This is a genomic window from Bradyrhizobium ferriligni (genome assembly GCF_056837965.1).
This window is the reverse complement of the sequence record NZ_JBXEJO010000125.1, coordinates 1-13,162: the sequence shown is the minus strand read 5'-3', so window position 1 is coordinate 13,162 and position 13,162 is coordinate 1. Positions and strand designations below refer to the sequence as shown.

11 protein-coding genes are annotated in these 13,162 nt (G+C 64.8%); 6 read left to right on the top strand and 5 right to left on the bottom strand.

Features of this window, described 5'->3' with window-relative positions:
* On the top strand, nucleotides 1–1,000 hold a 1,000-nt coding region (locus tag AC1VNY_RS41090), incomplete at its 5' end, for an AMP-binding protein (protein WP_482409463.1).
* A gap of 393 nt (nucleotides 1,001–1,393) precedes the next feature.
* A complete protein-coding gene (locus AC1VNY_RS41085) occupies nucleotides 1,394–1,909 on the top strand; it encodes a L,D-transpeptidase (protein WP_461192827.1) in 516 nt (171 codons plus the stop codon).
* Between the two features lie 79 nt (nucleotides 1,910–1,988).
* On the opposite strand, the gene AC1VNY_RS41080 is transcribed toward AC1VNY_RS41085, so the two are convergent.
* From AC1VNY_RS41080 to AC1VNY_RS41065, 4 genes are all read right to left on the bottom strand, one after another.
* The gene (locus tag AC1VNY_RS41080) at nucleotides 1,989–2,585 is read right to left on the bottom strand and encodes a thermonuclease family protein (protein WP_482409462.1); all 597 of its coding nucleotides are present in this window, start codon (nucleotides 2,583–2,585) and stop codon (nucleotides 1,989–1,991) included.
* A gap of 77 nt (nucleotides 2,586–2,662) precedes the next feature.
* Nucleotides 2,663–3,307 (bottom strand): hypothetical protein, encoded by a 645-nt coding sequence (locus AC1VNY_RS41075; protein ID WP_482409461.1) that lies wholly within the window; start codon nucleotides 3,305–3,307, stop codon nucleotides 2,663–2,665.
* A gap of 226 nt (nucleotides 3,308–3,533) precedes the next feature.
* Nucleotides 3,534–3,854, bottom strand: a complete 321-nt coding sequence (locus AC1VNY_RS41070) for a hypothetical protein (RefSeq protein ID WP_482409460.1) — start codon at nucleotides 3,852–3,854, stop codon at nucleotides 3,534–3,536.
* Between the two features lie 289 nt (nucleotides 3,855–4,143).
* A complete protein-coding gene (locus tag AC1VNY_RS41065) occupies nucleotides 4,144–4,371 on the bottom strand; it encodes a DUF1674 domain-containing protein (protein ID WP_304498024.1) in 228 nt (75 codons plus the stop codon).
* Nucleotides 4,372–4,546: 175 nt separating this feature from the next.
* Between AC1VNY_RS41065 and AC1VNY_RS41060 the strand changes: the two genes are divergently transcribed.
* The 3 genes from AC1VNY_RS41060 to purH all read left to right on the top strand — a co-directional run bounded on the left by AC1VNY_RS41060 (nucleotide 4,547) and on the right by purH (nucleotide 9,608).
* Entirely contained in the window at nucleotides 4,547–5,893 is a 1,347-nt protein-coding gene (locus AC1VNY_RS41060; RefSeq protein ID WP_482409459.1) for an RsmB/NOP family class I SAM-dependent RNA methyltransferase, read from the top strand.
* 137 nt (nucleotides 5,894–6,030) lie between these two features.
* Complete coding sequence (locus AC1VNY_RS41055) at nucleotides 6,031–7,782, top strand: heparinase II/III family protein (protein WP_482409458.1); 1,752 nt, start codon at nucleotides 6,031–6,033, stop codon at nucleotides 7,780–7,782.
* A gap of 233 nt (nucleotides 7,783–8,015) precedes the next feature.
* Nucleotides 8,016–9,608, top strand: coding sequence for a bifunctional phosphoribosylaminoimidazolecarboxamide formyltransferase/IMP cyclohydrolase (gene purH / locus AC1VNY_RS41050; protein WP_482409457.1), 1,593 nt, complete (start codon nucleotides 8,016–8,018; stop codon nucleotides 9,606–9,608).
* A gap of 224 nt (nucleotides 9,609–9,832) precedes the next feature.
* On the opposite strand, the gene AC1VNY_RS41045 is transcribed toward purH, so the two are convergent.
* Nucleotides 9,833–11,212, bottom strand: a complete 1,380-nt coding sequence (locus AC1VNY_RS41045) for an MFS transporter (protein ID WP_482409464.1) — start codon at nucleotides 11,210–11,212, stop codon at nucleotides 9,833–9,835.
* 126 nt (nucleotides 11,213–11,338) lie between these two features.
* On the opposite strand from AC1VNY_RS41045, the gene ggt reads away from it, so the two are divergent.
* Nucleotides 11,339–13,084: a gamma-glutamyltransferase gene (ggt, locus tag AC1VNY_RS41040; RefSeq protein ID WP_482409456.1), complete on the top strand. Its 1,746-nt coding sequence runs from the start codon at nucleotides 11,339–11,341 to the stop codon at nucleotides 13,082–13,084.
* Nucleotides 13,085–13,162: the final 78 nt, after the last annotated feature.

The window sequence follows — 13,162 nt, the reverse complement described above, 5'->3', positions numbered from 1 at the left end:
CTACGGGCCGCTCTGTAACGGCGCGACCACGCTGATGTTCGAGGGCGTGCCGAACTATCCGGACAATTCGCGCTTCTGGAACGTGGTCGACAAGCACAAGGTCAACATCTTCTACACCGCGCCGACCGCGATCCGCGCGCTGATGCAGAGCGGCGACGAGCCGGTGAAGAAGACCTCGCGCAAATCGCTGCGCCTGCTCGGCTCGGTCGGCGAGCCGATCAATCCGGAAGCCTGGGAGTGGTATTACCGCGTGGTCGGCGACGACCGCTGCCCGATCGTCGACACCTGGTGGCAGACCGAGACCGGCGGCATCCTGATCACGCCGCTGCCCGGCGCAACCAAGCTGAAGCCCGGTTCGGCGACACGGCCGTTCTTCGGCGTGGTGCCGGAGATCGTCGATGCCGACGGCAAGACGCTGGACGGCGAGACCTCGGGCAATCTGTGCCTGACCAAGTCATGGCCGGGCCAGATGCGCACGGTCTATGGCGACCATGCGCGGTTCGAGCAGACCTATTTCTCGACGTACAAGAACAAGTATTTCACCGGCGACGGCTGCCGGCGCGATGCCGACGGCTACTACTGGATCACCGGCCGCGTCGACGACGTCATCAACGTCTCCGGCCACCGCATGGGCACCGCCGAGGTCGAGAGCTCGCTGGTCGCGCATGAGGCGGTGTCGGAAGCCGCCGTCGTCGGCTACCCGCACGACATCAAGGGCCAGGGCATCTACGCCTATGTCACGCTGATGAAGGGCACCGAGCCGACCGAAGCGCTGCGCAAGGAGCTGGTCGCCTGGGTCCGCAAGGACATCGGCCCGATCGCCTCGCCGGACCTGATCCAGTTCGCGCCCGGCCTGCCCAAGACGCGCTCCGGCAAGATCATGCGCCGCATCCTGCGCAAGATCGCCGAGGACGAGCCGTCGAGTCTCGGCGACACCTCGACCCTGGCCGATCCGGCCGTGGTCGACGACCTCGTGCAGAACCGGCAGAACAAGAAGTAATCCGGCACAATATCGGGACATTGAAGAAGGGCCGCGCGCGATCTCCGCCGCGGCCTTTCGCTTTCTCGTCACACAAACCAGCATCCAACCGCATCACATACCGGACAGGCTTCGCTCAAAAAGCGCTCGGCGCGGCCCTTTCACGGGATTGTCAGAGGCGTGGCGCGATTGGGGCGCGTTTGTGGCCAAGTGTTGTTTTCAGGTCATTTACTTTAATCCGAACTTTTCCTTTTCTCCGCGCCATCAGGACGTGTCTCACGGCCGGTGTGAAACCACCCGGTTAACACACGCGGTTAATCTTGCGTGCGTGAGACCGGCAGGCCCGGTTTTTCAAGGGCTCTGCATCTTCGTTTTTGGCTTCCGTACGGGAGCTGTTGGGAAGTGGAGAGGTTGATGTCGATGAAGTTTGCGGTGGCGCTGGCTGCCACCCTTGGTGCTGTTGTCTTGACGTCGCAGGCGGCCGAAGCCCGGCCGGAAATGGTGGGAATACACGCCGACAACTATGAGCCAGGCACCATCGTGGTGAAGACCAACGAACGGCGGCTCTACCTCATTCTCGATTCCGGCCACGCGATGCGTTACCCGGTCGGCGTCGGCAAGTCCGGCAAGCAGTGGGCCGGCACCACGAAGATCGATGGCAAATATCGCAACCCGGCCTGGTCGCCGCCCGCCGAGGTCAAGCGCGACAAGCCGAGCATCCCGAACGTGATCGCCGGCGGCTCGCCGCACAACCCGATGGGCGTCGCTGCGATGACGCTGGCCGGCGGCGAATACGCGATCCACGGCACCAACGTGCCGGGCTCGGTCGGCGGCTTCGTCTCCTACGGCTGCATCCGCATGCTGAACACGGACATCACCGACCTCTATTCGCGCGTCGAGATCGGCACGACGGTTGTCGTCACCCGCTGATCAGGCACAGCGCCTCGTCCAAAGCAAAGCCGCGCGGATGCGCGACTTTTGTTTACCCAGTCTGGTTTGACGCTGTCGCCTAGCGCGCGAAATATCCGCACCAGCCGAAGCGGTGCCCGCCATTGTAGGCCCGCGCATGGCCGGCGGCGAGCAGCGCGGCCGAGACATTGTCGGTCTTCCTGGTCGCGACGTCGGCGACGACGCGGCCCTGATATTTGTCGGGACCGACATTGTAGATCGCGACTTCGCCCTGGCCGAGCAGGTCGCGCAGCGCCACCGTCGCCGCTTGCGCCATTTGCAGTTCGCGCGCGCAGGATGCCTTCAGCTCCGGCGCGTCGATGCCGCGCAGCCGGACACGCGTGTACAGATCCGGGCCCGGCGAGAAATGCACCCGCGCCTCGAACGTGTCGCCGTCGATCGTCCTGATCACATCAACGTTGTGCCTGATGTCGGGCGCGCCGGCCCGCTGCCAGATGACGTCGGTGTCGCGAGACCTGCCGAGCGACCAGGTCGGCGGCAAATGCACCCATTGCCGGATCGGCAGCGTGCTGCCGATGGCAATGCCGAGCACGAACACCCATGGCAGCGCCGCCGAGACGCGGCGGCCCCAAGGGGTCCGGCGGAAAGGCGGACGCCCCGTCCCACGATAAGGATTCATTCTCCCGTATGGGGACATATTCTGCAGCACGACCTCGACATAAGCGTGGACTAGTTCCCAGAAATTCCAATTAGGCTGGGCGATCCGAACCCAAGCTATTTCGATTTTCCTCGAGACGCTGGAAGCGGGAGCTTTTGTTTTGACGATTTTGTGCGTGGCTTTAGATTCGGGGTCTTTGTCGGAACATGCTTGAATCGCCATGGCTGCCCTAGCAGATGGGGGTCCACGAGATTGAATGGATCTTCTCTGTTGGGGTGGATGACCTTATCCAGCTTGAGATAGATCGTTCCGCAGTCGAGCTGCATTGCCCGCATCTCGTCAATTTCAAATACCTCGAGTTCTGACGACTGGATTCGTTTAGAGGTTAGAATATTAGAGACTGACAGTTTGCCGTCGAAAAACGTGGCAGGCCTATGAACAAGGCTATGACGCTTCTTGCTGATCGCCACCAATTGCGTAAGGCAATCATCAATAATGGCTCGTTCTGCTGACGGCGTATTATCTATTCTCATAAAGTGGCGCACGATCTCCGTGAGATCGGGCAGTCTCATGCCACCGAACACGATCCTAGCCTTCTCGTCCGACATTCCGGAAAGAAAACGAGCCAAGATATGGACTGCCGACTCGGCATTTGCGAATGACGTCACAAAGCGACCAACCGCTTCATAGTGAGGCGTATCTTGCTTGATTTCAGGCACATGTCCCGGCAGTTGCTCGCCCAACTTATCAAGCAAACCCATGGCTAGTTACCCCCGGGGAAAGAGATCAGATTGCACTCCAACGCGTGGAAGCCACTTTGAGAGTGCAACAGATCGTTGCAAAAGCCGGCGGCAGCATCGGGCCGCGAGGAGGAAAAACTATTTGGATCGGGGAAGAAGCCCGGCAGATATGAGCCGGGATTCTGGAGGACTTATGATGTCGCACGCTATTCATTTCTGGCGGCGACAAGGCGTGCAACCGCGGTCATCAAAGCTTCTGGATGAATGGCACTAAGACGTCGATAGTGGAATCTTGAATATTCCCCCATCGGGCGGCTGCCTTCGCGTTCACGTCAAGCACAACGATTTTGTCCATTGATCGGCGCGCGCCAGACTCTCTCACAATGCGAGAGAGGAACGAGGATGCCGTTTCAGCGCCAGCATCGATGATATAGAACGAGGTCGTTTCAGACCACCATTGGGCAGCACCGCGTCCCTTTTTGATCGCCTCTTGCAGAGCCTTATAGACGCGATTGTAGTTTGCCTCGTTATCGTAGTGGATATCGAACGATACTGTCAGCGTGGCCATTCTGGCCCCTTTCTGAATACGGGGCCGCTATTGACTGTTGACGGATCCAGACTCATTGTCCGGCTGTTGGTATCGCCAATGCCCGCTAGCAGCCCCTAGCTGTTAGTGCGGGTCCGGAGGGCCGCCCCTGCAAGGGCGGCCTTCTCTCCGAATCGCCGATAATTGTGGCACGGAACCACAACCGGGAGTCAACAGGTTCCCGGTCTGTACCCGATTTGCACAACCCCAAGGCTACTGGCGACCCTGGTCTTTGGCTCGAGCCGTCAAGCAAGGCACTACAAAAAGACTCTCAGAAGTCCGAGGCGATGCCCTTGGTCTCCCAATCGCCGTAACGCGTCGGTTCCGGCCCCTTCGGCCCCTGGAACTCCTTCGGCCGCGCGGCCGCGTTCTGCGCGGCGAGCTCTTCGGCAGCCTTGCGCCGCGCCGCGGCCTCAGCGAGCGCGCGTTGCGCGGCCGGCGTCAGCGGCTTGCGCGGCGCGGCCTCCGGCGGCAGTGACGATGGCAATTTTTCAGACATGGCAAAACCTTCCGACCGCGCGTTGCGTATCTCTGTGCTGGCTCAGTGACGACATCACGATCGCAAAATCCCGCAAGCCGATTCTTACATTTGGCATATTCGCATGCCAGAGGTGGTCTCGAGTTGATGGGCATGAGCCGAATGTAACTCAGCACCTTCGAGATATCTCCGCTTCATGCCTCCTTCAAGATTTGCAGTACCTGCCGAAGTCCCCGGCCTCGCGGCCCGCCGTATCGCGGCCGACATCCTCGATGGCGTGCTGCACAAGCACCGCACGCTCGACGACCAGCTCGACGGCGCCGGCGCGCATCCCGGCCTGAAATCGCTGGCCGATCGCGACCGCGCGCTGATGCGCCGGCTGGTGTCAACCATCCTGCGCAAGCTCGGCACGCTGGGCCATCTGCTGTCGCGCCTGCTCGACCGCGGCGTCCCGACCGATGCACCGCGCGCGCAGAGCGCGCTCCTGATCGGCGCGGCACAGATTCTCTGGATGGACGTGCCTGACCATGCCGCGGTCGATCTTTCGGTGCGGCTGGTGCAATCCGACCGGCGCGCCGCGAAATATGCCGGGCTGGTCAACGCCGTGCTGCGCCGCTGCGCGCGCGAGGGCCAGGGCCTGATCGACGAGATCGGCACCCAGACGCTCGACCTGCCGCAATGGATGCTGGCGCGCTGGAATGCGCATTACGGCGAAGCCACCGCGCGCGAGATGGCGCTCGCGCTCGGGCACGAGCCGTCGCTCGATCTCACGGTGAAGTCGGACGCGCCGCAATGGGCGAGCCGCCTGCACGGCGAGATACTGCCGACGGGAACCGTGCGCACGCTGCTGCAGGGTTCCGTCACGATGCTGCCCGGCTTTGCCGAAGGCCAGTGGTGGGTGCAGGACGCCGCCGCCGCGCTGCCGGCGCGGCTGTTCGGCGACATCAAGGACAAGGCGGTCGCGGATCTCTGCGCCGCGCCCGGCGGCAAGACCGCCCAGCTCGCGCTGGCCGGCGCGCATGTCACCGCGGTCGACCGCTCGCCGGCGCGGGTCGCGCGACTGCGTGACAATCTCACGCGGTTGGAGTTGCAGGCCGAGACGGTCGTCGCCGACGCCGCCGAATGGCCGGCGGAAGCCGCGAGCTTCGACGGTATCCTCGTCGATGCGCCCTGCACCTCGACGGGAACCATCCGCCGCCATCCCGACGTCGCCTGGCTGCGGCAGGAAGGCGACATCGCCGCGCTGTCGGCGCTGCAGAAGCGCCTGTTGCAAAAAGCCGCCAATCTGCTGAAGCCGGGCGGCACGCTGGTCTACTGCACCTGCTCGCTGGAGCCGGAGGAAGGCGAGCACGCGATCGCCGCGCTGCTGGCGAGCGAATCAGGCCTGCGCCGTGCGCCGGTCGAGAAGGACGAGGTTGCCGGCCTCGAGGACATCATTACCGCCGACGGCGATCTGCGCACTTTGCCGAGCCATCTGCCCAACGCCGACCCGCGGCTGGGCGGGCTGGACGGTTTTTACGCCGCCCGGCTGGTTAAATCCTGATTTTAAACTTCAGTCTTCTAAGCTCGAAGTGATTCGTGCGGTATCAAGAGGGTGTCTTGTATATCAAGAAGGTGCCTTGGCCGCGTTTCCGGATTAAATAAGGATTCGTTGAAAATTCCCTCCCCGCAAGGTTAGGCGTGTCGGTCGCTCAAAGCAGACGCATCTCGACGCTGATTGCTGGCCGCTTTGCCCGCAGCATGATCGCACGCGCCAGCGGGAGCACGGTGGCGCTGTCGCGGCTCTGGCCCGGCCGCACCGACCGGCTGATCATCGCCCCACACGACCTGCGGACCGCCGACGCTACCCGCGCGGCCGAGATCTATGCCGGACGATTCGTTTTCGCCGGCAAGATCGTCACCTGCCACGGCCGCTCGATCTTCGATCTCGAGCCGCCATCGGAGGATTGGGAAGCCGCCCTGCTCGGCTTCGGCTGGCTGCGCCATCTGCGCGCCGCCGACACCGCGCTGACCCGCGCCAACGCCCGCTCGCTGGTCGACGACTGGATCTCCAACCAGGCCCGCAAGCGGCCGCTGGAACGCCGCGCCGATGTGCGCGCGCGGCGGGTGATCTCGCTGTTGTCGCAGGCGCCATTGGTGCTCGGCGACACCGACGGAAAATTCTACCGCAAATATCTGCGCGGGCTGGCGCGCGAGATCCGCTATCTGCGCCACGCGACGCTCGACAATGACGGCGTTCCGCGCCTGCAGGTCTTGATCGCGCTGTGCTACGCCTCGCTCTGTCTCGCCAACCAGGCGCGCAACATCAAATCGGCGACGCGCAAACTGTCCGACGAATTGCAGCGCCAGATCCTGCCCGATGGCGGCCACATCTCGCGCAATCCCGGCGCGCTGGTCGAGTTGCTCAGCGATCTCCTGCCGCTGCGGCAGACCTTTGCTGCACGGAACATCGCGCCGCCGCCGGCGCTGCTCAACGCCATCGACCGCATGATGCCGATGCTGCGCTTCTTCCGGCACGGCGACGGCAGCTTCGCGCTGTTCAACGGCATGAGCACCGCGCCGTCCGATCTCGTCGCGACGCTGCTCGCCTATGACGACACCCGCGGCGTGCCGATGGCGAGCATGCCGCATACCGGCTTCCAGCGGCTCGATGCCGGCAGCACCGCGTTGATCATCGACACCGGCCCGCCGCCGCCGGCAAGCGTCAGCCAGGACGCGCATGCCGGCTGCCTGTCGTTCGAGCTCTCCTCCGGGGTAAGCCGCATCGTCGTCAATTGCGGCATGCCGAGCACAGGCCGCGACAACTGGCGGCCGTTCGCGCGCTCCACCGCGGCGCATTCGACGCTGACCTACCGCGACACCTCGTCGTGCCAGTTCGTCGAACTGTCGGCGATGAAGCGGCTGCTGCGCGGCGCGCCGATCACCAGCGGCCCGAGCAATGTCGAGAGCTACCGCGAAGCTGTTCCCGACGGCGACGTGCTCACCGCCTCGCATGACGGCTATCTCTCGCGCTTCGGCGTGATCCACCGCCGCGTGCTGATGGTCGCGCAGGACGGCACGCGGCTCGAGGGCGAGGATTCGCTGTCGCCGGCACCGGGCGGCCGTATCAAGGGCAGCGAGGCCGATTTCGCGCTGCGCTTCCATTTGCACCCTTCGGTGAAGGCGAGCCGGCTGTCGGATGCCCGCGGCGTGATGCTGGTGCTGCCCAACCGCGACGTCTGGACCTTCGAGGCGATGGACGACAAGGTCGATCTCGAGGACAGCGTGTTCCTGGCCGGCAATGACGGCCCGCGCCGCACCTCCCAGATCGTGATCCGGCAGGACGCGAGGCAGGCCGGCACCATCCGCTGGAGCTTCGTGCGCTCCTCGACCTCGGCCTCCGCCACCACCGCGCGCCGCAACGCCCGCCGCGAGCCGGAACTGCCGCTGTAAAGGGAGCGTGTCCCCTAACCCGTCATCCTGAGGTGCGAGCTCTTGCGAGCCTCGAAGGATGCACGGCCCGGCTGGTGGCCGTCGACCCTTCGAGACGCGCTCCGCGCTCCTCAGGGTGACGGGGAATGGATACCGGATTATCGCCATTTTCAGGGGAATCGGGCTCGGAGACCGGTTTCGTACCGCACAAAACCATGCTACCCGGCTGCCTTAACAGCCAGGGATTTTCCGATATGACCGAGCAGCTTCGCCGCGTGACCCGCGCTCTGTTGTCCGTTTCCGACAAGACCGGACTGATCGATTTCGCCAAGGCGCTGGCCGACCATGGCGTCGAGCTGGTCTCGACCGGCGGCACCGCCAAGGCGATCGCGGCGGCCGGGCTGAAGGTCAAGGACGTCTCCGAGCTCACTGGCTTCCCCGAGATGATGGATGGCCGGGTCAAGACGCTGCATCCGAAGGTGCATGGCGGCCTGCTCGCGATCCGCGACAACAAGGAACATGCGGCCGCGATGACCTCGCACGGCATCGCGCCGATCGATCTCTTGGTCGTCAACCTCTATCCGTTCGAGGCCACCGTCGACAAAGGCGCCGGCTTCGAGGAGTGCATCGAGAACATCGACATCGGCGGTCCGGCGATGATCCGCGCCGCGGCGAAGAACCATGACGACGTCGCCGTGGTGGTCGAGGCGAACGACTATTCTGCCGTGCTCGACGAGCTCGCCGCGCACAAGGGCGCGACCTCGCTTCAGTTGCGCCGCCGGCTCGCCGCCAAGGCCTATGCGCGCACCGCGGCCTATGACGCCGCGATCTCGAACTGGTTTGCCGTGCAGCTCGATACCAAGGCGCCGGACTTCCGCGCCTTCGGCGGCAAACTGATCCAGTCGTTGCGCTATGGCGAGAACCCGCACCAGACCGCGGCGTTCTATGCCACGCCGGAGAAGCGGCCGGGCGTTGCGACCGCGCGCCAGCTGCAGGGCAAGGAACTGTCCTACAACAACATCAACGACACCGATGCGGCCTATGAATGCGTCGGCGAGTTCGACCCACAGCGCACCGCGGCCTGCGTGATTGTCAAGCACGCCAATCCCTGCGGCGTTGCCGAGGGCCCCGATCTCGCGACCGCCTATGCCCGTGCGCTCGCCTGCGACTCCACCTCGGCCTATGGCGGCATCATCGCGGTCAACCGCACGCTCGATGCGGACGCCGCGCGCGCCATCATCGGCATCTTCACCGAGGTGATCATCGCGCCCGACGCAACCGAGGAGGCGATCTCGATCATCGCCGGCCGGCGCAATCTGCGCCTGCTGCTCGCCGGCGGCCTGTCGAACGCGCGTGCTGTCGGTCTCACCGCCAAGACCGTCGCCGGCGGCCTCCTGGTGCAGAGCCGCGACAATGCGGTGGTCGAGGACATGAACCTGAAGGTCGCGACCAAGCGCGCGCCGACCGACGCCGAGCTGCGCGATCTCAAATTCGCGTTCCGCGTCGCCAAGCACGTCAAGTCGAACACCATCATCTACGCCAAGGACCTCGCCACCGTCGGCATCGGCGCCGGCCAGATGAGCCGGGTCGATTCCGCGCGCATCGCCGCGCGCAAGGCGCTGGATGCGGCGGCCGAGCTGAAGCTCGCCGAGCCCCTGACCAAGGGTTCGGTGGTCGCCTCCGACGCATTCTTCCCGTTCGCCGACGGCATGCTCGCCTGCATCGAGGCCGGCGCCACCGCGGTGATCCAGCCCGGCGGCTCGATGCGCGACGACGAGGTGATCAAGGCCGCCGACGAGCACGGCATTGCCATGGTATTCACCGGCGTGCGACATTTCCGGCATTGATGCGACTGTAGCCCGGATGGAGCGTAGCGAAATCCGGGGCGGTTTCTCCGCGGACCAAAGACCCCGGATTGCGCTTCGCTCCATCCGGGCTACGAAGCTGTCGTCCCTGCGAAAGCAGCGACCCATAACCACCGATCTTGCTTGGTGAGGGACAACTAGCCCCAGCGCGCCTTCGATGGATCACGCGGTATGGGTCCCGGCCTTCGCCGGGACGACGGCGGTGGTTATTCCCGCACCTTCGCCAATAGCGCCAGTCCCGCCACGAAGAACGCCACCAACACCGCCATGCCGGCCTTCTGGCTTGCGGTCGCCGCGGTGATCGCGCCGATCAGGAGCGGGCCGATGAACGACGTCACCTTGCCGGTGAGCGCGAACAAGCCAAAATACTGCGCGATGCGGTCCTTCGGCGCGAGGCGGATTAGCAGCGAGCGCGAAGCCGCCTGCAGCGGCGCACCGGTGGCGCCGATCAGGCAGCCCAGCACGATGTAGGCGCGCTCGGCGGCGCCCGCGAACAACGGACCGCCCGGCACCGGCGGCGCGACCGGGATGAACAGGACGGAATCCTTGTTCACGGTGAGGATCACGACGATCGCGAACAGCAGGATCACGAGGCTGCCGGTGATCACGCGCTTCGGTCCGAACGCATCATCGAGCTTGCCGCCGATCCAGCCGCCGAACGTGCCGGCGACCGCGAGGATGATGCCGAAGGTGCCGATCCGGATCGTGTCCCAGCCGAACGTGCCGGCGGCATAGATGCCGCCGAACGCGAACAGCGAGACCAGCCCGTCGGTGTAGATCATGTTCGCCAGCAGGAAGCGCGCCAGTGACTTCTGCTTCGGCAGGCTCGACAACGATTCCCTGAGCTCGCGCAGGCCTTCGCCGAGCGCCGCGCGCATCGGACGCTTCGTCGGATAGTCCGGCGTGAACAGGAACATCGGCGTCACGAAGATGATGAACCAAAGCCCGGTCAGCGGCCCGGTAATGCGGTCGCCTTCATGCATGGCAGGATCGAGACCGAACAGCGGCGTGAAGCCGAACAGCGTCTTGCCGGTCTCGGCATTGGCGGCAAGAAAGCCGAGCACGAGAACAAGACTCAGGATGCCGCCGACATAGCCGGTGGCCCAGCCGGTGCCTGACAGTCGCCCGATCCGGTCCGGCGGCACCAGGGTCGGCATCATCGCATTGTTGAACACGGTCGCGAACTCGACGCCGACGCTTGCGATCGCATAGGCGAGCAGCAGCATAGGGATGATATCGGGATTGCCGGGCTTGCCGATCCACATCGCGCTGGCGCCGATCACGAGCAGCGCGCCAAAGCCCGCGATCCACGGCTTGCGCCGGCCGCTGGCATCGGCGATCGCCCCCAGCACCGGCGACAGCAGCGCGATCGCAAGTCCCGCAGCCGCGGTGGCAAAGCCCCACAGCGCCTGGCCGCTCGCGGCATCGGGCGCGACGAAGCTCGCGAAATAAGGCGCGAACACGAAGGTCGTGATCAGCGTGAAATAAGGCTGCGCGGCCCAGTCGAAGAAGATCCAGCTGATGACGGCTGCGCGGCCAGGATAAACCTTGGTGGAGGCCTTCGCGTCACCGGCGCCCGTCTGCATTGTTGCCGTCATCGCGAAAGATATTCCCCAACTCGAACCACAGGCAGGCTTTTGCCGCTCCAATCCGCTCCCATATAGCATGAGCCGGTTTGACTGATACGGCGATGAACAGGGCAGGACATTTCGATGGCGCTGACGGCAACGATGTCGCGACGGCTGTTTGCCGCTCTCCTGGTGATTGGTATCACGACGCCTGCCCTCGGCCAGGTCCAGCGCCGCTTCTATGAACCTTCAGCCGCGGACACGATTCGCAGCATTCGCGCCGAAAACGGCATGGTGGTGGCGCAGGAGAAGCTGGCTGCGCAAGTTGGCGCCGACATCCTGCGACAGGGCGGCAATGCGGTCGACGCCGCGGTCGCCACCGGCTTTGCGATGGCGGTGACCTATCCGCGCGCCGGCAATATCGGCGGCGGCGGTTTCATGGTGATCCATCTCGCCGGCCGCAATGAGGATGTCGCGATCGACTATCGCGAGACTGCGCCGCAGGCTGCGACCCGCGACATGTTCCTGAACGCCGACGGCAAGCCCGATCCCGACAAGTCGCGCAACTCCGCGCTCGCGATCGGCGTGCCCGGCACGGTCGCGGGCCTCGCGCTGGCGCTGGAGAAATACGGCTCCGGCAAGTTCACGCTGGCGCAGATCCTCAAGCCCGCGATCGATCTCGCGCGCGACGGCTTCATCGTCACCGACGATACATCCGACACGCTGAACGACATGTATCGCCGCATGTCGCGCTGGCCGAATTCGGCCAAGACGTTCTCGCACGCCGACGGCACGCCGCTGCGCGAGGGCGACCGCCTGGTCCAGGGCGATCTCGCCGGCGTATTGACTGATATTGCCGAACAGGGCCCGCGCGGCTTCTACCAAGGCGCCGTCGCCGAGAAGCTTGTCAGCGGCATCAAGAATGCCGGCGGCATCTTCACCCTCGAGGATCTGAAATCCTACCAGCCGGTGATCCGCACGCCGATCCGTGGCAGCTATCGCGGCTACGACATCGTCTCGATGCCGCAACCCTCCTCCGGCGGCGTCGTGCTGCTCGAGATCCTCAACACCCTCGAAGGCTTTCCGATGTCCGACATGAAGCAGGGCTCGGCCGCCTCGCTGCATGTGATGATCGAGGCGATGAAGCGGGCCTATGCCGATCGCGCCCGCTATCTCGGCGATCCCGCTTTCGTCGACGCGCCGACGCAGCTCTTGATCGACAAGGACTATGCCGCCAAACAGCGCGCCACCATCGACCTTGCCCGCGCCACGCCCTGGACCGATGTGCGCAACGCGAAGCAGCCGCACGAGGGCGACAACACCACGCATTATTCGGTCGTCGATGCCGGCGGCAACGCCGTCAGCAACACCTATACGCTGAACTTCCCCTACGGCGTCGGCCTCGTCGCCGACGGCACCGGCGTGCTGCTCAACAACGAGCTCGACGATTTCACCGCAGCTCCCGGCGCCTCCAACGCTTTCGGCCTGGTCGGCTTCGAGGCCAATCTGCCGGGGCCCGGCAAGCGTCCGCTGTCGTCGATGTCGCCGACCATCGTGCTGAAGGACGGCAAGCCGGTGCTGGTGACGGGATCGCCCGGCGGCAGCCGCATCATCTCCGCCGTGACGCAGATCATCGTCGATGTGATCGACTACAAGATGGACATCGCGGCCGCGGTCGCCGCGCCCCGCATGCACCATCAATGGCTGCCCGACGAGGTCCGGATCGAGCGCGGCTTTCCCGACGCGGTGCTGGGCGATCTGCGCGCCAAGGGCCACAAACTGGTCGGGCCGCTCGGCTACTCCTCCGCGAACTCGATCCTCGTCACGACCAACGGTCTGCTCGGGGCGCCGGATCCGCGCACGCGCGGCTCGGAGGCTGCGGGATACTAAAGCATGATGAAGTTAGGTCGAACCGGCGACCACGAAGACGCTGCGCTCCCTCTCCCGCTTGCGGGGGAGGGCTGGGGT